16 protein-coding genes are annotated in these 21,623 nt (G+C 58.2%); 9 read left to right on the forward strand and 7 right to left on the reverse strand.

Annotated elements, in window-relative coordinates; genetic code table 11:
- Positions 1–768: LON peptidase substrate-binding domain-containing protein (locus tag ACW8F6_RS16215; RefSeq protein ID WP_491576925.1), on the reverse strand; the 768-nt coding region annotated here is incomplete at its 3' end.
- Entirely contained in the window at positions 758–3,349 is a 2,592-nt protein-coding gene (locus tag ACW8F6_RS16220; RefSeq protein ID WP_491576926.1) for an efflux RND transporter permease subunit, read from the reverse strand. The genes ACW8F6_RS16220 and ACW8F6_RS16215, both read right to left, overlap by 11 nt.
- Before the next feature lie 336 nt (positions 3,350–3,685).
- On the opposite strand from ACW8F6_RS16220, the gene ACW8F6_RS16225 reads away from it, so the two are divergent.
- Positions 3,686–4,528 carry an FHA domain-containing protein gene (locus ACW8F6_RS16225; protein ID WP_491576927.1) on the forward strand — a complete coding sequence of 281 codons (843 nt, stop codon included), beginning with the start codon at positions 3,686–3,688 and terminating at the stop codon, positions 4,526–4,528.
- 3 nt (positions 4,529–4,531) lie between these two features.
- On the forward strand, positions 4,532–5,521 hold the full coding sequence (locus ACW8F6_RS16230; RefSeq protein ID WP_491576928.1) for a D-2-hydroxyacid dehydrogenase: 990 nt from the start codon (positions 4,532–4,534) through the stop codon (positions 5,519–5,521).
- Positions 5,522–5,549: 28 nt separating this feature from the next.
- Here ACW8F6_RS16230 and ACW8F6_RS16235 read toward each other — a convergent pair whose 3' ends face one another.
- Together ACW8F6_RS16235 and mpl are read right to left on the reverse strand one after the other, a co-directional pair.
- Complete coding sequence (locus ACW8F6_RS16235) at positions 5,550–6,296, reverse strand: PP2C family protein-serine/threonine phosphatase (RefSeq protein ID WP_491576929.1); 747 nt, start codon at positions 6,294–6,296, stop codon at positions 5,550–5,552.
- Positions 6,293–7,660, reverse strand: coding sequence for a UDP-N-acetylmuramate:L-alanyl-gamma-D-glutamyl-meso-diaminopimelate ligase (mpl, locus tag ACW8F6_RS16240; protein WP_491576930.1), 1,368 nt, complete (start codon positions 7,658–7,660; stop codon positions 6,293–6,295). The genes ACW8F6_RS16235 and mpl overlap by 4 nt, the downstream gene beginning before the upstream one ends.
- Positions 7,661–7,887: 227 nt before the next feature.
- Here mpl and ACW8F6_RS16245 point away from each other — a divergent pair, with 227 nt between their 5' ends.
- Positions 7,888–9,150, forward strand: a complete 1,263-nt coding sequence (locus tag ACW8F6_RS16245) for a 6-phosphofructokinase (RefSeq protein WP_491576931.1) — start codon at positions 7,888–7,890, stop codon at positions 9,148–9,150.
- Positions 9,151–9,168: 18 nt separating this feature from the next.
- Here ACW8F6_RS16245 and msrA read toward each other — a convergent pair whose 3' ends face one another.
- Entirely contained in the window at positions 9,169–9,765 is a 597-nt protein-coding gene (gene msrA, locus ACW8F6_RS16250) for a peptide-methionine (S)-S-oxide reductase MsrA (RefSeq protein WP_491576932.1), read from the reverse strand.
- A 182-nt stretch (positions 9,766–9,947) separates the two neighbouring features.
- Here msrA and ACW8F6_RS16255 point away from each other — a divergent pair, with 182 nt between their 5' ends.
- Positions 9,948–14,264 (forward strand): response regulator, encoded by a 4,317-nt coding sequence (locus ACW8F6_RS16255; protein WP_491576933.1) that lies wholly within the window; start codon positions 9,948–9,950, stop codon positions 14,262–14,264.
- 47 nt (positions 14,265–14,311) lie between these two features.
- Here ACW8F6_RS16255 and ACW8F6_RS16260 read toward each other — a convergent pair whose 3' ends face one another.
- Positions 14,312–16,333 carry a sodium-translocating pyrophosphatase gene (locus ACW8F6_RS16260; protein WP_491576934.1) on the reverse strand — a complete coding sequence of 674 codons (2,022 nt, stop codon included), beginning with the start codon at positions 16,331–16,333 and terminating at the stop codon, positions 14,312–14,314.
- Positions 16,334–16,601: 268 nt separating this feature from the next.
- Between ACW8F6_RS16260 and ppa the strand changes: the two genes are divergently transcribed.
- The gene (gene ppa / locus ACW8F6_RS16265; RefSeq protein ID WP_491576935.1) at positions 16,602–17,150 is read left to right on the forward strand and encodes an inorganic diphosphatase; all 549 of its coding nucleotides are present in this window, start codon (positions 16,602–16,604) and stop codon (positions 17,148–17,150) included.
- A 95-nt stretch (positions 17,151–17,245) separates the two neighbouring features.
- Here ppa and ACW8F6_RS16270 read toward each other — a convergent pair whose 3' ends face one another.
- The gene (locus ACW8F6_RS16270) at positions 17,246–17,941 is read right to left on the reverse strand and encodes a hypothetical protein (RefSeq protein ID WP_491576936.1); all 696 of its coding nucleotides are present in this window, start codon (positions 17,939–17,941) and stop codon (positions 17,246–17,248) included.
- Between the two features lie 170 nt (positions 17,942–18,111).
- Between ACW8F6_RS16270 and ACW8F6_RS16275 the strand changes: the two genes are divergently transcribed.
- The 4 genes from ACW8F6_RS16275 (at position 18,112) to ACW8F6_RS16290 (ending at position 21,614) form a co-directional block, all read left to right on the forward strand.
- Complete coding sequence (locus ACW8F6_RS16275) at positions 18,112–18,327, forward strand: hypothetical protein (RefSeq protein WP_491576937.1); 216 nt, start codon at positions 18,112–18,114, stop codon at positions 18,325–18,327.
- A gap of 94 nt (positions 18,328–18,421) precedes the next feature.
- Positions 18,422–19,087: an ATP-dependent zinc protease family protein gene (locus ACW8F6_RS16280; protein ID WP_491576938.1), complete on the forward strand. Its 666-nt coding sequence runs from the start codon at positions 18,422–18,424 to the stop codon at positions 19,085–19,087.
- 27 nt (positions 19,088–19,114) lie between these two features.
- Positions 19,115–20,662 carry an inactive transglutaminase family protein gene (locus ACW8F6_RS16285; RefSeq protein WP_491576939.1) on the forward strand — a complete coding sequence of 516 codons (1,548 nt, stop codon included), beginning with the start codon at positions 19,115–19,117 and terminating at the stop codon, positions 20,660–20,662.
- A gap of 1 nt (position 20,663) precedes the next feature.
- The gene (locus tag ACW8F6_RS16290; RefSeq protein ID WP_491576940.1) at positions 20,664–21,614 is read left to right on the forward strand and encodes an alpha-L-glutamate ligase-like protein; all 951 of its coding nucleotides are present in this window, start codon (positions 20,664–20,666) and stop codon (positions 21,612–21,614) included.
- The last annotated feature ends 9 nt before the right edge of the window (positions 21,615–21,623 follow it).

Below are 21,623 nucleotides of genomic sequence, written 5' to 3' on the forward strand. Positions count from 1 at the left end.
GATGATTTTTTCCGCGAAACTCAGGCCCTGGCCCCTCGCATGGAGCATGTAGGTGCCCGGGGACAGTTTTGGGCTTATGATTATCCTGTGGGTTCCCCGGCTGAGCTTCGGCCGAAGCTCAAAGACCTTTCGTCCTGTGGGATCAGAGAGGGTTATGTCCACGCGCCCGGCCCTGGAAAGGCTCAGCTCCACGAACAATGGGCCCCGGGAGGGATTGGGCCACGCGCGAGCCCGGGGCGCCAGGGGCAAGGCCTGTTGCCGCTGGCTGGTGGGCAGCGGCAACAGCTGTAACAACTGCCAACCCAGGGCGCAGCTATCGGTGACTTCGGGCAGCGCCAGGGCGCTGACACTGGGGTGGCTTTTCAATTGGGCCAAAACCTCAGCCAGGCCGTCCCAGTCCGCCAGCGGCTCGGACCCGTCGGGACCCACATCAACGGCGTTGCAGACTTCGCACTGCCCCATTATCAGGCCGTCGGGTTGAGTGTTGTGCGCTAGAACTCGCTGCACTCGCTGACCTTCCACCGTAATGCCGAGCAGTCCATCGGGCAGCGCATCCCAATCGACAATAGACACTTCGACCCCGAGCGGGAAAAAGCTGGCCGGGCCCGTGTCCGCGCCTTCGTAGATCTGGGTAATGACAAAGCCCCGGCCGGCCCGCAGTTGCCGGCGCAACATGTCCACATAGCGGGGTTCAAATATCCGCAGCGGCAGGCGAGTGCCGGGCAGCGGCATAAGCCGCAGCGGGAACAGAGGCCACTCAGTTGCCATCGGCTGCGACGGGCGCCGCGGACTCTGCGCCAAAGGGTTTGAGCAAGAGAATCAGTTTGGGTAGCAGCGTTAAGGCCGCCAATATCGCCGCCAGCATCGCCAGTGCCGTGAGCAAACCAAAATACACAGACGGAATAAAGTTAGACAGCGCCAAGATAGAAAAGCCCTGAATAATAATGACCGAGGTGTAAAACAACGCCCGACCAATGGAGCCATGGGCTCGGTGCATGGCCGGCAGGTAGCGACCCACGGCGGTAAACTCCGCCCGAAAGCGATGAATATAGTGAATGGTATTGTCCACCCCTATGCCCACCACGATGGCGGCGATGGTGATGGTCATCATGTCCAGCGGAATGCCCGCCAAGCCCATCACGCCCAGCACCACGGAGGCCGCCAACAAATTGGGCAAAATACCAATCAACGCCAGCAACAGGCTGCGGAACAATAGACTCATCATCAGGGCGATACCGAGAAACACCGCGCCCAGCGTTACGATTTGCGAGTGAAACAGGCTTTGCAACATGTTGTTGTACAGCACCAGCACGCCTGAGAAATTCACCTGCGCTGGCGTCAGACCCATTTCCGGGCTCAGCGCGTAGGCCCGAATTTTGGCAATCAATTCAGCCCTTCGCAAATTGGGGTCCGATTCTTTCACACGCAAGGTAATGCGCGCCTGGTTGTGCTCGGCCGACAAATAGGGCGCCACTAATAGCCGCTGTACCGACTCTGGCAGCGATTGTCGCACCACCGCCAGCTCGAAGTCGTTCAGCGGACCGCCGTTAATGTCGCGGGCCACTTTATAGGCGGTGGCGAGCGACTGCACCTTGCCGACCTCGGGCAGGGTATCTAAATAGTCGTGCAAGCGTTCAATTTGAGCCAGTCCTGCACCGGTAAACCAATAGCTTTCGCGCGGCGCCGTCTGGGGGTTATGTTCGGAAAAGGGGTCCACCTCGGCAAAGGGGTCGGCCTCCATAACCGGTTCGGGCGCATCGAAGGGGTCCTGGGTATCGAAGGCGTCAACTTCGTTAAAGGGGTCGTCGGCGGCCTTGTTTACTTCTAGCGCCGGCGGCAAACCGTCCAACAGAATATCGAGCGTGGCCGTGCCACCCAGGTGCTGATCGATCACCGTCATACCCTGGTAGATCTCGGTGCTGGGCCGGAAGTAATCGATAAACCGGTTTTCCACCTTGAGCTGACTGATACCCAGGCCACTGACCACCGCCAACAATAGCGCGGCCACCAGTACCCAGCCGCCAAAGCGCTCGGTTAGTCGCGCAAAGATTAGCGTAAAGGCGGGGTTGTCGTCGGCCTTGGCCGCTGCTGCCAAGCGCTCGCGGCCGGCCCACATCAGACCCGCGGGAATGATAATAAACGCCAGGGAGGTGGCCACACCCAGGCCGATCACCATCATCCAGCCAAAATCCATGACTGGCCGAATGTTGCTAATGACCAGCGAGGCAAAGGCCACCATTGTGGTCATCACCGTGTAAACAATCGGCTTGATCATGAGTTTTACGGTGGTCTCCACCAGCCGCTGCTGATCCCAGTCGGGTTGATGGGCCACCAGCTCGCGGTAGCGCACCACTAGGTGAATGGTGATAGCCAATCCGATGATCATCAACAGCGCCACAAAATTGGAAGAGATCACCGTCAGGCGCCAATCGATCCAGCTCAGCCAGCCGAGCATCGCTAACACAGCGCCCACGCTGGTCATCAGCGGCAATACCACAAATACCCAGTTGCGGAAGATGACGACCATTAGCACGACAATAAACGCCAAAATTGCCGAGCCGAATACCACCAGATCGCTTTTAATGAAGGCAATCATGTCGGCGGTAATCATGGTCACCCCGCCTAAATAAATTTGGGCGCGGTCTTTATAGCTCGCCACTATGTCGCGCACGCGCGCGACGCGCGCCGTTGCACGCTCGGCTTCCGCAGTGCGGTAGGCGAGAAATTCGGCACTAACCGCCGACAACTGCGCCTGTTGCTCCGCGTTCAACAGACCTTTTTTGGCCGCGGCGCGCAGGTTGTCGCGCTCGCGAACCAGGCTGATATAGGTTTCATCCACCGCTAAATTCAACAGCAAGGCTGTCGTCTGACCGTCGGGACCCAATAACATGTCGCGGTACACCGGGCTCTCTAAAAACTCCTGGCGCGCCAGCTGGCGGTCTATGCCCGCGTCGCTGAGCGTCGGAAGGTCGGTGAGGTCGCCCATGCCCACCACGGGGCTGTACAGGAGCGGTACGTTGAGGATGCTATTGATGCCCACAACGCCTTGCACCTGGGTCAACTCGGCCTGTAACTCGGCCAGGGTGGCAAGGCTCGCGTCCGACATCAGAGGGGCATTGGGACGGTAGGTGACCACCAGAAAGTCACCCGACTGGTAGCGCTTGGCAATCTCGCGGAAATAATCCACCGCCGCGTCCTGCTCGAGAGTCAGTGAATCCGCCGAGGCATCCAGCTTAAAATTGGGCAAGCCGGTGCCGAGGGCCGCTAAAACAAGCAACACCAAGGTGAGCGCCGCGCGCGGGCGCAAGATCACTAAGCCGCGATACACGCGGTATAAAAACTGAGCCATGAGGTATCTGAAGGTGGTGGCCGTCCTTGAAGAAGGCATTATGGTGGAGTAGTCGCTGAAATTAAACTACCGTTTAAATCTATTGACCGAAGATTCCTAACACTTGAGCGTGCAACACCATATGGCGGCGCAGCCTGAGAATTCAAGCCTTGGGCGCCATTAAAACCACGCAGCGCCCACGGGAAGAACACGCGTACCAGACCTGCGGCCCCTGCTCTGCAGCGCGAACTTAGCGCTTGAGGTTAAGCATTCAGCGCACTCAGAAATTTCAGTTATAATCCCCCGCTCGGGAATCGGGCTCAGGGATGATTCATCGGCACAAGCTTGATAGACGGCATGTATAAAATTCAGTTGAAAGGTCAGTCAGGCGAATCCCATTGGATAGCCGAGAAAAACGTGGTACTCGGCAGTGCCGCAGATTGCACGCTGGTTGCCAAGGGCGCCGAGCCCCATCACGCCCGCCTGATCACCCAGAACAACCACCTGATCCTGCGCGACAATCGCAGCCAATCCGGCAGCTTTGTGAACGGGCAGCGAGTCACCGAGCGCGAGTTATTTCCCGGCGACACCCTGCGCCTGGGCGAGGCCGAACTGGTGGTGCTGGGCCCTGACGACGCCCTCTCGCCGGCCGACAACAGCCACCTGGCCAAGCGTTGGTGCCTGGTGAGCGACAGTAGCTGGTTGGCCGGTCAGGAGTTTGTCATTGCGCCAGGCGTATCGGCCATCGGACGCGGGGCCCAGTGTGAAATTGTCATTCCTGGCACCCACTTATCGCGCCAGCACGCCGAATTTGAACTGCATGAGAACCAGCTGAAAATCAAAGACTTAGGCTCGGCCAACGGCAGTTTTGTCAACGAAAGTCGAATTCCTGCCCACCAGCCCGTGCGCCTGGTACCGGGTGATCGGCTGCGCTTCGATGTCTACAGCTTTCGCGTAGTGGGCCCGGGAATGACCACCGGCAGCACGCGGCTGCGCCAAACACTGACCGAAAGCGCCATCAGCAAAGAGCGCAAATCGGCCAGCGCCGACCCCAAACACTGGAAAACCAAACCCACATCGCCCGGCAATCGCGAGGAGCCGACGCGCGCCAACCACGGCCCGCTGGTGGCCATGGTGATTGTGGCCGGACTGGTGCTGGCCGCCGGGATTTACCTGGCCACCATCATGCAATGGCTCTAAGCCGTGAGCGATAAACCTTCTGCAGTCGCAGCCCGCGCCACGGGCGTCATCTTGGATGTCGACAGCCTCGGGCCCGCCGACCTGGACTTGAGTGCGCTGACGGCGAGCCTGCATCAATGGCGCCACTACCCGAGCACCACCCCAGAACAATTGCACGCGCACCTGGCCGGGGCAGAGGTGGTAATTACCAATAAGGTCGTGCTCGACGCCAGCACCCTGGCCGCCCACCCCCAGTTGCGCTTAATTTGCGTGGCCGCCACGGGCACCAATAATATCGATTTGAACGCCGCCGCCAGGCTCGGCATAACCGTCTGCAATGCCGTGAATTACGGGCCCAATTCAGTGGCGCAACACGTTTTGATGCTGATGTTAAGTCTCGCGACGCAGGCGCCGGCCTACAGCCGCAGCGCGGTGGACGGCAGCTGGAGCAAGAGTCCGTTTTTCTGTCTGCTGGACTACCCAGTGGTGGAGCTGGCCGGCAAAAATCTGGGCATTGTCGGCTACGGGGTTTTGGGGCAACGAGTTGCCGCCCTGGGCGAGGCACTGGGCATGCGCATATTGGTGAGCGCCAGACCCGGTACGCGCGATATCCCCAAGGGGCGCCACGCCTTCGACAGGGTGTTGGCGGAGGCCGATGTGTTGACCCTGCACTGCCCGCTGACCGACGACAATTACCAGCTGATCAACGCTGAGCGGCTGGCGCGCATGAAGCCGAGTGCCCTGTTAATTAACTGCGCACGCGGCGGGCTGATCGACGAGCGCGCCCTGGTCGAGGCCCTGCGCGCGCGGCGCTTGGCAGGCGCCGGCTTAGATGTGTTAAGTCAGGAGCCACCACCGGTCGACCACCCACTGCTGGCACCCGACATTCCCAATTTAATGATTACCCCGCACACCGCCTGGGCCAGCCGAGAAGCCAGACAAAATCTGGTGGCGATATTGGCCGCCAATGTGCGGGCCTACTTCGCGGGCGAACCCCGCAATACTGTCAGCTAAATTTACACATCACGCCGGCCTTGTCGACTCAGTCGGCGCGCAACACCACCGCCGAGACATTGTCGTCTGCGCCACACTGTTTGGCTGCATCCAGTAACTGGCGCGCCAGCACTGAGGGCTCTAGGGGCTGAGCCAAACAGCGCCGCCAATCGGCCGGTGCCAATGCGTTAGACACACCATCGCTGCACAGAATAAAACAATCGCCAGCGCTCACCTTGTGCAGCGCCACCGAAAAATCAAACTCGTCCTGGGCACCCAGGGCGCGCGTCAACAGGTGCTTATTGGGATGACTGGCCAGCTGCGAGTCCTCCAGTTCACCCTGCTCGCGCAGCGCTTCCACATAGGTGTGATCGCGCGTCAAGCGCGCCAACTCGCCGCCGCGCCAGCGGTAACAGCGCGAGTCGCCCGCGTGCAACAGTGCCAGCTGGTCCTGCCAACAGAAGCCGCACAACAGCGTGGTGCCCATGCGCGCCAGCGGCGGCTGCTTGCGCTGTTCACTGAGGATGCGGTTGTTGGCCGCCCGGGCCGCCTGTAACAAGCGCGACAACACCTGCTCGCCAGTGGCCGTGGCCGCCGACGGCAACCAATCCTGCAAGCGGTAGAGCACCACCTCCAACGCCAGGGTGCTCGCCACCTCACCGCCGCTGTAGCCGCCCATACCGTCGGCCACCAAGCCCAGGGCCCACTGGCTCTGCGCATCGTGCAGCCAGTCCACTGCATCTTCGTTGTGATCGCGCCCGCCTCTATCCGTGTGGCCGCCGATTCGCACCCTCATTCAACCTCCGCCAAGGCCCGTAACAATTTTTGATGTAGTCCGCCAAAACCACCATTGCTCATAATGACAATGTGGCTGCCGGCGCTGCTGGCTGCCACCAAGCGAGCGACTAGCGCAGCGTGATCGGCCGCCAGTTCCGAGGGCACACTCGCCTGCTCGACCACATCGGCCAGCGACCAGCTTACACCGGCCGGCTGAAACCAGAAAACGGCGCTGGCATCCACACAGGCGCCGTTGAGTGCCTGCTTGTGCACACCGGCGCGCATAGTGTTGGAGCGCGGCTCGATCACCGCCAGTATGGGCGCGTCGCCCACCTTGGCGCGCAGCCCCGCTAGGGTAGTTTTAATGGCCGTGGGGTGGTGGGCAAAATCGTCGTAGACCTTGCGACCGGCCACCTCGCCCAGCAATTCCATGCGCCGTTTAACACCGGCAAATTCACACAGCCCCGCCACCGCCGTTGTGGGCGCAACGCCCACGTGGTGGGCGCCGGCGATGGCGGCCAGACCGTTGAGCACATTGTGTAAGCCCGTGTGACACCAGCGAACCTCGCCCACCGCCACGCCCCCGTGCAGCACCGTAAAATGCGTGCCTGCCGGATCAATTAAATCGTACTGCCACTCGGCGGCGACATCGGTACTACCCAACGGCTGCTGCTCGCTCCAGCAGCCCTGCGCCAACACCCGCGCCAGGTTGGCATCTCCAGCGGGATAGATCACCCGGCCGTGGCCGGGCAGGGTTCGCACCAGGTGGTGGAACTGTCGCTCGATGGCGGCCAGATCGGGAAAAATATCCGCGTGATCAAATTCCAGGTTGTTCAAAATACAGGTGCGCGCGCGGTAGTGAACAAACTTGGAGCGCTTATCAAAAAACGCACTATCGTATTCATCGGCCTCCACCACAAAGAAGGGGCTGTCGCCCAGGCGTGCCGACACGCCAAAATTGCTCGGCACCCCGCCAATTAAAAAACCGGGGGCCATGCCCGCATACTCCAACAACCAGGCGAGCATTGCACTGGTGCTGGTCTTGCCGTGCGTGCCAGCCACCGCCAGCACCCAGCGCTCGTCTAGTAAATGATCGCGCAGAAATTGCGGGCCGGAGGTAAATGGGATGGTGGACTCCAGCAGCGCTTCCACCACTGGGTTGCCGCGGCTCATGGCATTGCCCACCACGACCAAATCGGGCGCTGGCTTCAGCTGCGCGGGATCGAAGCCCTCGGTGAGCTGTATGCCCGCCTGTGTGAGTTGGTCGCTCATAGGCGGGTAAACATTTGCGTCGCAGCCGCTAACCTGATGCCCCAGGGCTTTAGCCAGTTGTGCCAGCGACCCCATGAAGGTGCCGCATATGCCCAGAATATGAACGTGCATTATCGGGTAAGACTCTCGTAGGATTTTTGCCGCAGCTTAACACGCCAGTTTGAACTAACCTATGCGGTAGAGCGCTGCCAAGGCGCAGATTCACCGGTGTGAGGCACCAATTTTCACTGCATTCACCGGTCAACTTGCGTATCATGCGCACCCTTAAAGCGGCACAGATCGCATCAGATCGCGCAGACGATCCATCACACACCCGAGACGAGACGAGAACCCACTTCATGGCTAAGAAAAACGCCTTTTACGCACAATCTGGCGGAGTAACGGCAGTCATTAACGCCAGCGCCTGCGGTGTTATCCAAACGGCACGCCAACACAAAGATACCATCGGCAAGGTATATGCCGGCCACAACGGTATTATCGGCGCACTGCGCGAAGAGCTGATCGACACCAGCAAAGAAACCCCCAGCACCATCGAGGCCCTGCGCCACACGCCCTCGGGCGCCTTTGGTTCGTGCCGCTACAAGTTGAAAAGCCTGGAGCAGAATCGCGCCGAGTACGAGCGTTTGATCGAAGTTTTCAAGGCCCACAACATCGGCTACTTTTTCTACAACGGCGGCGGCGACAGCGCCGATACCTGCCTGAAAGTCAGCCAGTTATCGCAGACGCTGGGCTACCCCATCCAGGCCATCCACATTCCTAAAACCGTGGACAACGACCTGCCGCTGACCGACAACTGCCCCGGCTTTGGCTCGGTGGCCAAATATGTGGCGGTGTCCATTAAAGAAGCCGGCCTGGACGTGGCCTCCATGTGCGAGTCGTCCACCAAGGTATTTATTCTGGAAGTGATGGGTCGCCATGCGGGCTGGATTGCCGCCGCGGGTGGCTTGGCCGCACAGCAGGAGGGCGATGCGCCCCACATCATCCTGTTTCCCGAAATTGCCTTCGATAAGGCGGCATTTTTGAAACGTGTAGACGCCTGCGTTAAAAAATATGGCTACTGCGCCATTGTGGCCTCTGAAGGCGCACAATATGCCGACGGCAGCTTTTTAGCCGACTCCGGCACAGTTGATGCCTTTGGCCACAAGCAACTCGGCGGCGTCGCTCCCACACTGGCCACCATGGTGCGCCAGGAGCTGGGTTTAAAATACCACTGGGCACTGGCCGACTACCTGCAGCGCGCCGCCCGCCACATCGCCTCGGCCACCGACGTCGAGCAAGCCTACGCCGTGGGCAAAGCCGCCGTGGAAATGGCGGTGGCCGGGAAAAGTGGCGTCATGGCCGCCATCGTGCGCGGCGCAGGCAAGCGCTACAGCTGGAGCATCGGCGAAGCACCCCTCGATCAGGTGGCCAATGTGGAGCGCAAAATGCCGCGCGACTTTATAAGCAAAGACGGGTTTGGCATTACCGAGAAGGCGCGCGACTACCTGTCGCCGCTGATTCAGGGCGAAGACTATCCGCCGTTCAAGCAAGGGTTGCCTGTCTATGCGCGACTGAAAAAAGTCATGGTGCCTAAAAAGCTGACCACCGACTTTAACGTGTAAGGCGCGCGGGCGGCGCCGCTAGTGCGCCGCTGCGCCCCACACCTCCGCCAGCCGCTTATCGCGGCCGCAACCGTGACGGTAGTAGCGATAGCGCAACGGATTGCGCTGGTAGTAATCCTGATGGTAGGCCTCGGCGGGATAAAAAGTGCTCGCCGCTTCCAGCTTTGTGGCCACGGGCTGCCCCAAACTCGCGGCTATTGCGTCGCGGCTAGCTTCGGCCAGCGCCTGTTCCGCCGCGTTTTGATAGAAAATGGCCGAGCGGTACTGGCTACCTCTATCGCAAAATTGCCCACCGCCGTCGAGCGGGTCTATGTTGCGCCAGAACACGGCTAACAACTGTTCATAAGTTACCTGATTGTCGTCGTACACCACCTGCACCGCTTCCGCGTGTCCCGTTTTGCCCGCCACCACCTGTCGATAGCTGGGATTCTCCAGGGCGCCGCCGATATAGCCCGCCGTGGTGGACGCCACCCCCGGTAGCTCGTCGAAGGGTTTTTCCATGCACCAAAAACAACCGCCGGCAAATATCGCCGTGCGGGATTCGCCCACTGCTGCAGGGATCAGCAGCGCCCAAGCGACAACTGCCAGTGTCAAGCTACGCATTGTTAATGCCATTCGATTCACCTGTAAACGCGACCATCGCAGACGCCGCTCCAACCGGGCCGCGACCGTCGCTACCTCCAATTAGAGTTTGCTCAGCCCCCCTTGTTACAGCCCGGAAGCGTGCCCCGCAGACTACTAATCTCTAGGCTAAGGCTCTAGACTAGGGCCAAATAACGTAAGTCATAAGGCTGTCAATGCAGGCCCGTCAACGTACCGCCGTCGCAGTCATTGTTGCCCTACTGGTGGCGGCAACGGCCTTGGCCGGTTACTACTTCATGCGCAACGCGCACCTGCAGCAACTCAGCAATCAATTAAACGAGAAGCTCGAGCAGGCCAATCGCGGGGTACACCGCTGGCACGCCGCCGAACTCAAGCGAGTGAACCAATGGGCGGCGCACGCGCAACTCGTCGCGATTACCCAGCAGCTGCTGCACCAAGCCCAACACCCGGAAGACTTGGCAAACAGCCCGCTGCGCACCGCGCTGGAACAACTGCTGCGGCCCTACCTCAGTGCCCGAAAAAATCGGGGCTACTTAATTATTGGTCCCGACAAAAAAACACTCGCCGCCGACCAACCCGAATTGATTGGCCAAACCACGACCCTGATCGGTCAACCGGCAGTAGACAGGCGCGCCTGGCGCGGCCAAACACTGCTCACCGAGCCCTTTTCCGCAGAGGCGCCCTTAACCGACACCCGTGGACAGCGCCTCAAGGGGCTACCCACCCAATTCAGTTTGGCACCTATACGAGACAGGCAGGGAGAAATCATCGCGCTGCTCGCGCTCAGGCTGGATATTTTTGAAGATTTCACGCCCCTGCTTTCGCAACAGTACTTTGGCGAGAGCGGCGAAACCTTTGTGTTCAACCGCGCAGGTAAACTGCTGAGCGAAAGTCGTTTTGCCGATACCCTACCCAGCCTTGGCCTGACCAACAAACCCACTGCGCTGCTAAACGTCACCTTGCTGGACCCACTGCGCGATTTACGGGAGCGTCCCAAGGGGCTGATCGAGCCCGCCGACCTGCCGCTGACCCACATGGTGCAGTCCGCCATTGCCGATGGGCGCGGCCAGAACTTGCTGGGTTATCGCGACTATCGCGGCGTAAAGGTGTTGGGCGCCTGGCTGTGGGATGAGCCGCTGAACCTGGGTTTTGCCGTGGAAATTGATTATTGGGAGGCCATGCGCAGCCACCGCGCCTATGTCGCCACACTTATCGTGGTGGCCGGCCTGAGCCTCGGGCTCATCGCCTTTCTCGCCGTATCGGGCAACCGCAGCAAACAAAAGGTCGAACAATATTACCGGGAAAAATCCTCCATTCTGGATAACACGCCGGCATTCATTTACATTCGCGACCTCTATGGCAGAGTGATTTTTGCCAATCGCGAAGCAGCCGAAGTGTTTGACTTTCCCACGCAATTTTTGCCGTTGTGGGCGGCCGAACACATCGCTGACCCCGAGTTTCCACACCACAGGGAATTGTTGTCGCAGCGTAACCAGTTGTTTATCGATCAGGAAGACGATGTGCTGCTGCGCGAAAAAGCCGCCTTCACTTACGAAGCCACGTTGACCAAGCAGCAGCACAAGCGCACGTTTATCATTACTAAGTTTCCTATTCGCAATGACCGCGGCGTCATCTACGCCATTGGCACCAGCGGAATCGACATTACTCAACGTCTAGAAACAGAAAAACAATTGTCGGAAAGAGACAGGTTTCAGGCCAATCTAATGGCCAATCTGCCCGGTGCCGTGTATCGCTGCCGGCAGCAACAAAAGGAATGGCGCCTCACCTATATCAGCCACGGCAGCATCGGCTTACTGGGCAAAAGCAGCAGTGAACTGCTCACGCAAACAACTTTGCTCGAAAATTTATTCCACGCGGAAGATCGCGAGCGCATCAAAGATCAAATCAGAAACTCACTGACCAACAACTTGCCCTACCAGCTGGAATTTCGACTGGCAAACCATACGCCGGTCAAATGGTTGTGGGCGCGAGGTAGAATTTTTGAAGCCGACGGCGAAATTATCACCGAAGGTTTTCTATCGGACATTACCGAACGAAAAAATGTTGAACAGGAATTGGCGGCGCACCGCCGACAACTCACCTCTTTGGTTGCCGAACGCACGCGCGAACTGGATCGGGAGCGAGAGCGCCTCAACGATATTATCCGAGGTGCGGCAGACGGAATTATTTCCTGCAACAACCAGTACAAGATCACTCTGTTTAGCCCCGCCGCCCAACAAATTCTTGGCTATGTGCAAGAGCAGGCCATTGGCGAAAGTATTTTCCGCTATTTCAGCCCCGACAACGCCCAACTACTGCGCGACGATTTAACCCAACTCGACCAACTGCAGCCACCCCAGGCAGCGCGCGAAATAGATTTGCGACACAAAAGCGGCAAGAATATTCGCGTTGAAATTTCCATCAGTCGAAATACCACCCACGGCCTGGTGAACTACACCTTTATCCTGCGCGACATTTCCGTCCGCCAGGAGCAACAACTTGCACTGGAAAAAGCCAAGCACGTTGCCGAAGAGGCCAGCCAGGCAAAATCCAATTTCTTGGCAAATATAAGCCACGAAATCCGCACGCCACTCAATGCCATCATCGGCATGAACCAACTGGCGCTGCGCACATCGCTCGATAACAAACAGGCCCGCTACCTAAAAACCATTGAGTACTCGTCGCACACGCTGCTGGGCATCATCAACGATGTACTCGACTTTTCCAAAATTGAAGCCGGCAAATTGGAAATTGAACACATCCCATTTAATTTGGAGAGCTCGCTGGAAGCCATCAGCCAGATAACCGCTAGCCGGGCCCAGGAAAAGGGCGTGGATTTTCTGCTCGATATAGACCCTAGGGTACCGACGCACCTCTACGGGGACCCCCTGCGCATCAGCCAAATTCTCACCAATCTGTGCTCCAATGCCACCAAATTTACCGAGCGCGGTCACATTACACTGGGCGCCAGATATCTAGACGGCGATGAATCCCAGGTGCAGCTGGAATTTTTCGTGGCCGACACCGGAATTGGCTTAACGGATCAACAACAGGCGCAATTGTTCCAGGCGTTCTCGCAGGCCGACGCCAGCGTCACCCGCAAATACGGCGGCACCGGCCTGGGCTTGAGCATCTGTCGCGAACTGGTCAGCTTGATGGGTGGAGACATCAAGGTCGAAAGTACAAAGGGCACCGGAAGCCGGTTCAGTTTCTGTCTGAACTTTGTGCGCGATACCCAGCCGCAAGCCCAACCATTACCCGCAAATAGCGTGGCGGGCTTGCACTTGCTTTTGGTTGAGCCGGATCGCAATCAGGCGGACCAACTGGTGCAAGCACTGCAGGCTTTCCAACACCGGGTGCAGTGCGCGCACTCAGGCGAGCAGGCGCTGGTACACCTGGACGGCCAGAAATACGATCTAATTTTGCTCAGCTGGCAACTATCCGGCCTGGCCGGTGCCGACCTGATTACCCAAATAGAGGCCGCCACTGGCGCGGATCGACCGCCCATTGTGGTGATACTGGACGAGCGAGAGGAGGCCAGCTCGTCCGATGTGGCGCGCGACGCGGGCGCCGACGGACTACTGTTTAAACCCGTCTCGCACTCCAGCCTGTTTGAAACCATCGAGCAGCTCAGTCGCTCAACCACCCGGCCGCGCTTGGCTTCGCCGCCGGCCACCAATCCCTTTAGAATACTGTCGCACCTAAGGGGCGCCCACCTGCTTATTGCCGAAGACAACGAAATCAACCAGGAAATCGCGCGCGAAATATTTGAAACCGCCGGCTTTACCGTTAGCGTCGCCAACAATGGCCAACAGGCGGTAGACATGGTGCAGGCACACGATTTCGATTTGATTCTAATGGACATTCAGATGCCGGTCATGGATGGCGAAACCGCCACCCTGGCCATTCGAAATCTGGAAAAAGGCAAAGCGGTGCCGATTATCGCCATGACTGCCAACGCCTTCTTAGAAGATGAACGACGCTGCCTGAAAAAGGGTATGAATGCCTACCTTACTAAACCCATTAATATTGAAAAAGCCATTGCCACCATCAGCCATTGGCTAAACCGCAGTGGCTACCGGCAGCAAGAGCCCAACAAAGAAGCCAAGAGGGCACCGCAAAAGTCCAACCAAGATCCCATTTGGCCCGCAGGCCTGACCGGTCTAGACACGCAGCGAGGCATGATAAATTGTACGGGTAATCAAGCACTCTATCTGCGCTTGCTCGCCGACTTTGCCAATGGCTATCACGATTTCATGCCGGAGTTAGAACAACTGCTGGCGGCGCAGGAATACGCCAAAGCACACCAGCACACCCACTCGCTGAAAGGGGTATCGGGTAACTTGGGCGCACGCGCCGTCTACGAAGCCTGTACCCAGCTCGACAATAACCTGCGCAAACACGCGCCCGACGTTCAAAAAATACCGGCGCAGGTATTTGCCCTGCACAAAACCCTGCAGCAGCTGTATCAAAATTTCGACTTGCTGGGCATCGGGCTCACCGAAAATTAACAAAAAAAAAAGCCCGGCCTAATGACCGGGCTAGCCCCTGTTTATCCTTAACCTAACAGCGGCGCTATCACCAGACTCACAATGGCCATGACGTTAATTAAAATATTCATGGCCGGGCCAGAAGTGTCTTTAAAGGGATCACCCACGGTATCACCCACCACCACCGCCTTGTGAACATCCGAGCCCTTACCACCCAGATTGCCCTTCTCCACATATTTTTTTGCGTTATCCCAGGCGCCGCCGGCGTTGGCCATGGTGAGCGCCAATAAAACGCAACTCACCAGCGCCCCGCCGAGCAAACCGCCAAGTACCTGCGGCCCCAGCACAAATCCGACAACAACCGGCGATGCCACCGCCAGCACGCCCGGCAAAATCATGCGCTTAAGCGCCGCTTGGGTCGCGATATCCACGCAACGATCCGAGTCGGGTTTAGCCGTGCCCTCCATCAGACCGGGAATCTCTTTAAATTGCCGACGGATTTCCTTGATCATATCGAAGGCGGCTTCGCCCACGGCCCGCATAGTAATGGCAGAGACAATAAACGGGAAAATACCGCCCAGGAACATGCCCATGAGCACCCGCGGGTCGTCGATGCGCAAGGCAAAGCCGGGCACGTGCTTTTCCACCGTGGCGATAAATGCGGCAATAATCGCCAGCGCTGCTAGACCCGCAGCACCGATGGCAAAGCCCTTGCCGATGGCCGCCGTGGTATTGCCCACCTCGTCTAAACCGTCGGTAATTTTACGGGTCTCCTCGCCCATGTCGGCCATCTCGGCAATACCGCCGGCGTTATCGGCCACTGGCCCGTAGGCGTCGATGGCCATGGTAATCCCCACGGTGGCCAGCATACCCACTGCCGCCATACCGACGCCGTAGACACCGGTGCCGTCGGGCAAGATGCCGGCAGTCGCATAGATAATGCCGGCAATCACCAGCACTGGCACCACCACCGATTCCATGCCGGTGGCCAGACCGGCAATCATGACCGTGGCCGGCCCAGTTTCGCCGCCCTCGGCGATGACTCGCACGGGCTTGCCGCCGGTGTAGTACTCGGTAACCAAGCCAATAAAAATGCCACCCACGGCGCCGCACACTACGCACCACCAAACCGCACTGCTCACGCCCTGCCAGCTCAACAACCAGTAAGCTGCTGCGATCAACATCACCGTGGCGCCAATGGTACCGGTGCGCAACGCCATGGCCGGGGCCTTGGCCGAACTCATGCGCACGACAACAATACCGGCTATGGAGCACAGTAATCCCACCGAAGCGAGCGCCAGGGGCGCAAACATCAGCGCCTCGCGACTGCCCGCCAATTGATCTACTTGCGCCAGTGTCATGGCCGCGGCGATAGCAATGGTGGCAATCATCGAGCCGCAGTAGGATTCAAAAATATCGGACCCCATGCCGGCCACATCGCCCACATTGTCGCCCACGTTATCGGCAATAACACCGGGGTTGCGCGGATCATCTTCGGGAATACCTGCCTCCACCTTGCCCACCAAATCCGCGCCCACATCGGCACTCTTGGTAAAAATGCCGCCGCCCACACGGGAAAACAGCGCCACCGTAGAGGCGCCCATACCAAAACCGTGAATGGCCTCGGCGTGCTCGGGATTGCCGCCAAACAACAGATACAACGCCCCCAGCCCTAACAGCCCCATGGACGCCACTGCCAAGCCCATCACCGAGCCGCCGTAAAAAGCGACGCTCAAGGCCGTAGCCGCACCTTCATTTTTAGCCGCCACCGTGGTGCGCACATTGGCGCGGGTGGCCGTGTACATACCGATGTAACCGGCAATGGCCGAACAAAGCGCGCCCACCACAAAGGCCGTGGGCGTGCGCCAACTGCCAAAGCCGTAGGCCAGCAGCACTGTCACAATGAGTAGAAACACCCCCAGAATGGTGTACTCCCGCCGCATGAAAACCATGGCGCCCCGGTGAATCAAGGCGGCTATTTCAGCGACAGCGCCGTCGCCGGCGGGATAGGAAATGATAATGCGGTAAATAATGAATGCGACAAGTAATCCAGCCAACCCAAACAGGGGTGGCAACAGCAGGATGTCCATAGAAAACCCTCGTAATTGTTATCGTTGGGGCCTACCTGGTACTGCTACTTCAAACCCATCAATCAGCGACTGCTGTACATCCGAATGTAAGTGGCCGATTGACGGGGTACACCGGATTGCTCTCAGGTAACTCGGCCACTGTCGCCAATAGTAGGGCCTAAGCCGCGCGCCGGCAAATACCGCAGAAAACCCCTGTACAACGTTTGTACAGTCCGCGCCTTGTGGTAGACTCTGCGCCCCAATTTTTAGCTCTCTAGTGGATAGTGTTATGAGCCTGCATCTGGTGCCCTCGGGCAAAAACCTGCCTGACGATATCAACGTCATCATTGAAATCCCGCTCAACGGCGACCCCATCAAATATGAAGTCGATAAAGACTCCGGTGCCATTTTCGTGGATCGCATGCTGGGTACCGCCATGCACTACCCCTGCAACTACGGATACGTACCTCACACCCTGTGTGGCGATGGCGACCCTGTCGACGTACTGGTGATCATGCCGCTGGCGCTGATTCCCGGTTCAGTGGTGCGCTGCCGCCCCATTGGCGTGCTGAAGATGACCGACGAATCCGGTGAAGACGCCAAGCTGGTTGCCGTGCCCCACGACAAGATCACGCCGCTGTACAAGGGCGTTGAGTCGGTGCGCGATCTGCCAGAAATCACACTCAACCAGATTGCCCACTTCTTTGAGCACTACAAAGATCTGGAACCCGGCAAGTGGGTGAAGATTGAAGGCTGGGAAGGTCCAGAGGCCGCCCGCCAGGAAATTATGGACTCGGTAAAACGCTACGAGGCAGCGCCCGAGAAGCCTCGCTTCTAAGGTTGCCGCAACACATAAAAAAAGGCCTCGCATTAGAGGCCTTTTTTTATGTCAGCGAATACATACCGCTGTAGGCACTCGCTGGCGGGCCAACACTAGTCGGCCAATTGAATACCACTGGTATCGGGTGGCGGCGGTGGCGGCGCCTTCGCCACCTGCCCTAAATCACTGCCCGGTGGCGCCAAATCCACAGCCAGGTCGGCCACCTCCGTCACCTTGGGCGCCTCGCGGTACTCAGGCTCGATCAACTCCACGCCCGTCTCGGCGATATCAAAATGCACATCCGGCACCGCCACTGGGGCTGCGCGATCAATTTCCTCAGTATCCACCAGCGGCCCGTCAAGCGGACGCAAATCGGCACTTAAGGCCGACACCGATACGGCGGCAGGCGCCTGCGCTTGCCGCTCTTGTTCGGTCAACAAATAGCCACCCACGGGTGCCAAGCTCAAGCCGCCTGTGTTTGCCGGCGAGAGCGCAGCGGTTTCCTTGGCCTCCTCGACCGGCGCGGGCTTGGCCGCTACGGCCGGGCGCTTGCGCACCGGCGGCGCTTTTAAAGTGCCCGCGGGCCGAATTTCCACCAAGGCGCCCGCCTGTGCCAAAACTTTCTGGTACTTTTCGGCGCTTTCTGGGTCGACTGATTTCTTCAAAGGCACTGGCACGCCACTAAACAACGGTTCAATCTGCGCCAAGTCCCGCTTGAACAACGCGGCCATCCGCTGCTTGACCTGCGGCAAGGTATGCCCCACCGCAATATCGCCGCGAAAGACGATGTCGAACAACCCATCACTCATGCAAAACACTCCTCATTACTTAATAACAGTTTTGCCCAATGTCAGCGGAGTTGCAATGCGTGTCAGCCTTGGCTGACACGCATTGCCCCCTTTAGCCACTAGTGGCAAGCGCTGCGCGCGCTACACTGGCTGTCTGAAAAAGGAATGCTCACGCATCGGGATAGTGCGCCATGGCTCAATCACTGTTTACCGCCCACCAATCGCTGGATGATCAGCTCAGCCAACACCGAATTGTCGACGAGGTGCGCCGACTAGAGCAGCAAATTCACAAGCTTCAACTAGCTAGCCAGCCCGACACCGCCAGCATTGCCGCGCTGGCCAACCAACTGCGCGAGCGGCTTATGGTGCTGCACTGGAGCCGTGGCCACCGTCACAATAATCTGTGAAGGCCATCACAGGTCACTTGCAGTCCCCCCAACAACCCTTATAATTCGGCGTCTTTAATAGAGCAGTTGCTCTTTTCACCCGAGCGAGGTGGCCGTGTTACGTTGGCAGTTGGTTGTACTACTCCCACTGGTATTGAGTGGGTGTCAGTTGTTTCAAACGTCCGAACCTGCAGAACCCGAGACGGTTGCAGCGAACGTCTGCCCCCCGCTGCCAGAGCCTGTCGCCTGCCCTGAACCCACCGTCATCGAAGTCGAAAAGGCCTGCCCAGCACCCGAAGTGGCGCCGGCGCCCACGCCTAAAATAGCTGTGGCACCGACACAACCCGCACCAGCCAATATGCGCGTTGGTAGCAAGCAATTGCTGGTGATTGGCAGTGAAGAATGGGTCACTTTGGCGCCACCGAACGTTAAGCTCAAAGCGCGCATAGACACAGGTGCCGAAGTTTCCAGTTTGAGTGTTGCCGATCAAATTCCCTTCGAGCGCGAAGGTAAGCGTTGGGTGCGCTTTAACTTAAAAACACACGGGGTAGATGAACTCCTCACGCTCGAGCGTCCAGTGGTTCGCAAGACGAAGTTTAAAAGTGCCGCAGCCGATCAACCCGTGGTGGCGCTGGTTATTCAACTGGCCGACATAGAAGAAGAAATTGATGTTGTGCTGGTAGAAAACAATAGCGCCGATACTGCACTGCTCGTCGGTCGCAATTTCCTCACTGATAACGCCATCGTCGACGTTTCCAAAGCATTTACCATTCGCGATTAATGCCCAAGACCCCCAATTAGGTCACCTATGAAAGCACGTATTCAGCTGTATGTTGTCGCCGCACTGCTCGCAGTGATCGGCCTTTCGGGGGCGCTCTACAAGAATCTGGAGCTGGGCTTTCCACTGTGGCCTGGCGAGTCCCGCAATGTTTGGACGCTGCAATCTAAAATCAGTTTCGTACCCACCGGCGATCCCATAGAGGTAACGCTGGCACTGCCGGAAAAACACAGCAACGGCATCATTATCGATGAAAATTTTTCTTCCTCTGGCTTTGGTTTCGTAATTAACGAAGAGCGCGAGCAGCGGTTCGCCCGCTGGAGCCGGCGCGATGTGAATACTAGCAATGACATTACCTTGCACTATAAGATGCAGGTGGTACACGACAATAAATTGTTAAACGAACCCGCTGCACCCAGCGGGCAAGTGGCCAAGCCCCGCACCTACCCCAGCGAACGCGAATCGCTGCGCGCCATGTTCGAGCACCTATCGCAAGTATCTGCCACCGATGCCAGTTTTACACAGCTGATGCTCAGCCGCCTAAATGCACGGGAAAAGTCCCAGGACGTGTCCTTTTTGCTATCGCTCAATAACGACGATGTGATGGCCGTCGCCGCCAAGCTACTCGCCTACCGAGGCATTCACTTCCAAATCGTCAAAGGGCTTTATTTACAGGATGGCCGCCGGCGCGCCAGCTACGCACAGCTGTTAGAAATTTACAGCAATAACCAGTGGATTCAATTCAATCCCGAAACTGGCGAGCGCGGTTTACCTGACAATTTCCTGGTGTGGCAGCGAGGCGGTGTGTCGCTGTTGGACGTCATCGGCGGCACCCAGTCCAATGTGGAGTTTTCCATGGTGGTCAACACAGTGCCCGCGCGCACGGTGGCCATGATGCAGGATCTGTCCAGCCAAGCCGCACTGATCGACATGAGTATTTACTCACTGCCGGTTGAGCAGCAGGGCGTATTTAAAACACTGCTACTGATTCCCATTGGCGCCCTGGTGGTGGTGTTTTTGCGCATCATTGTGGGGCTGCCCACCTCGGGCACCTTTATGCCCATTCTCATCGCCTTGGCTTTTATTGAAACTGGATTGCTGGCCGGCCTGCCCATGTTTATTCTGGTGGTGGGCGTGGGCCTGTGGATTCGCTACTACTTGAGCCATCTCAATCTACTGCTGGTGGCCAGGGTATCGGCCGTCATCATTGTGGTGCTAGGCCTAATGGCCTTCTTCAGCATTGCCAGCTACAAACTCGGCATAGATTCCGCGATGAGCGTAACCTTTTTCCCCACCATTATTTTGGCTTGGACCATCGAGCGCATGTCGACACTGTGGGAAGAAGAAGGCGCGCGCGATGTGGTCAAGCAGGGCGGCGGCAGCCTGGTGGTAGCCGTCATCGCCTACGGACTAATGACCAACAGCATTGCCAAACACCTGACCTTTAACTTCCCCGAGCTGTCGCTGGTGTTGTTGGCCTTCATACTGGTGATTGGCCAATACAGCGGCTACCGGCTAAGCGAGCTGTACCGCTTCCGGCATATGATTGCCACTCAAAACAAGCTGGCGGGCAAGTAACATGGGCTGGTTTGCAAGCCCGAAAAAATTGCGCGAGGCCGGCGTGCTGGGTATGAACCGGCGCAATGTGCAGTGCATTTTGCGCTACAACAAGCGCAGCCTTTACCCGTTGGTCGACAACAAATTAAAAACCAAACTGGCAGCCCAACAGGCGGGCATTGCCGTGCCAGAGCTGGTGGGTGTGATAGAGCACCAATTTCAGATCAAATCGATTTTAAACATTATTGGCGAGCGCTCGCAGTTTGTCATCAAACCCGTACAGGGCAGCGGCGGCAAAGGTATATTGGTAATCGTCGGGCGCGAGGGCGACACCTTTATCAAGCCCTCTGGCCAACGGGTCAGTGCAGACTACTTGCGCCGTCACACGTCCAACATACTCTCGGGTTTGTTCAGTCTCGGCGGCCGCACCGACCACGCCATGCTCGAGGCGTTAATCAACTTTGACGAGGCGCTGAGCCAATACAGTTACGAGGGCGTACCCGATGTGCGCGTGGTGGTGTATCGGGGCTACCCGGTGATGGCCATGATTCGCTGCGCCACCCACAGCTCGGACGGCAAGGCCAACCTGCACCAGGGCGCCGTGGGTGTGGGGTTAAATCTAGCCAACGGCAAGGCCATCTGCGCGGTGCAAAATGGCAGTCTGGTAACCCGGCACCCTGATACCGGCCAGGCCTTTGACGAACTCACAGTTCCCAGTTGGGAAGCCATACTGCTACTGGCCAGCGGCGCTCACGAAATGACAGGGCTCGGCTACCTGGGTGCCGATATCGTACTGGATAAACTCTACGGCCCGCTCATTCTGGAACTAAATGCCCGTCCAGGCCTGTCGATTCAGGTGGCCAATCAAACCGGCCTGATGCACCGACTCAAGGCCATCGATGAAGCCTGCCTGCAGGGCCCCTGCAGCATCGAGACGCGCGTGGCATTCTCACAGGCCACCTTCGGCTATTGACCACGCGGC

The sequence above is a fragment of the Simiduia sp. genome (assembly GCF_058345725.1).

What these genes read in the sequence shown, in the direction of transcription:
- ACW8F6_RS16220 (WP_491576926.1), bottom strand. Translation starts at nt 3,349, where the DNA reads ATGGCTCAGTTTTTATACCGCGTGTATCGCGGCTTAGTGATCTTGCGC.
- ACW8F6_RS16225 (WP_491576927.1), top strand. Translation starts at nt 3,686, where the DNA reads ATGTATAAAATTCAGTTGAAAGGTCAGTCAGGCGAATCCCATTGGATA.
- ACW8F6_RS16235 (WP_491576929.1), bottom strand. Translation starts at nt 6,296, where the DNA reads ATGAGGGTGCGAATCGGCGGCCACACGGATAGAGGCGGGCGCGATCAC.
- mpl (WP_491576930.1), bottom strand. Translation starts at nt 7,660, where the DNA reads ATGCACGTTCATATTCTGGGCATATGCGGCACCTTCATGGGGTCGCTG.
- ACW8F6_RS16245 (WP_491576931.1), top strand. Translation starts at nt 7,888, where the DNA reads ATGGCTAAGAAAAACGCCTTTTACGCACAATCTGGCGGAGTAACGGCA.
- msrA (WP_491576932.1), bottom strand. Translation starts at nt 9,765, where the DNA reads ATGGCATTAACAATGCGTAGCTTGACACTGGCAGTTGTCGCTTGGGCG.
- ACW8F6_RS16255 (WP_491576933.1), top strand. Translation starts at nt 9,948, where the DNA reads ATGCAGGCCCGTCAACGTACCGCCGTCGCAGTCATTGTTGCCCTACTG.
- ACW8F6_RS16260 (WP_491576934.1), bottom strand. Translation starts at nt 16,333, where the DNA reads ATGGACATCCTGCTGTTGCCACCCCTGTTTGGGTTGGCTGGATTACTT.
- ppa (WP_491576935.1), top strand. Translation starts at nt 16,602, where the DNA reads ATGAGCCTGCATCTGGTGCCCTCGGGCAAAAACCTGCCTGACGATATC.
- ACW8F6_RS16270 (WP_491576936.1), bottom strand. Translation starts at nt 17,941, where the DNA reads ATGAGTGATGGGTTGTTCGACATCGTCTTTCGCGGCGATATTGCGGTG.
- ACW8F6_RS16275 (WP_491576937.1), top strand. Translation starts at nt 18,112, where the DNA reads ATGGCTCAATCACTGTTTACCGCCCACCAATCGCTGGATGATCAGCTC.
- ACW8F6_RS16285 (WP_491576939.1), top strand. Translation starts at nt 19,115, where the DNA reads ATGAAAGCACGTATTCAGCTGTATGTTGTCGCCGCACTGCTCGCAGTG.
- ACW8F6_RS16290 (WP_491576940.1), top strand. Translation starts at nt 20,664, where the DNA reads ATGGGCTGGTTTGCAAGCCCGAAAAAATTGCGCGAGGCCGGCGTGCTG.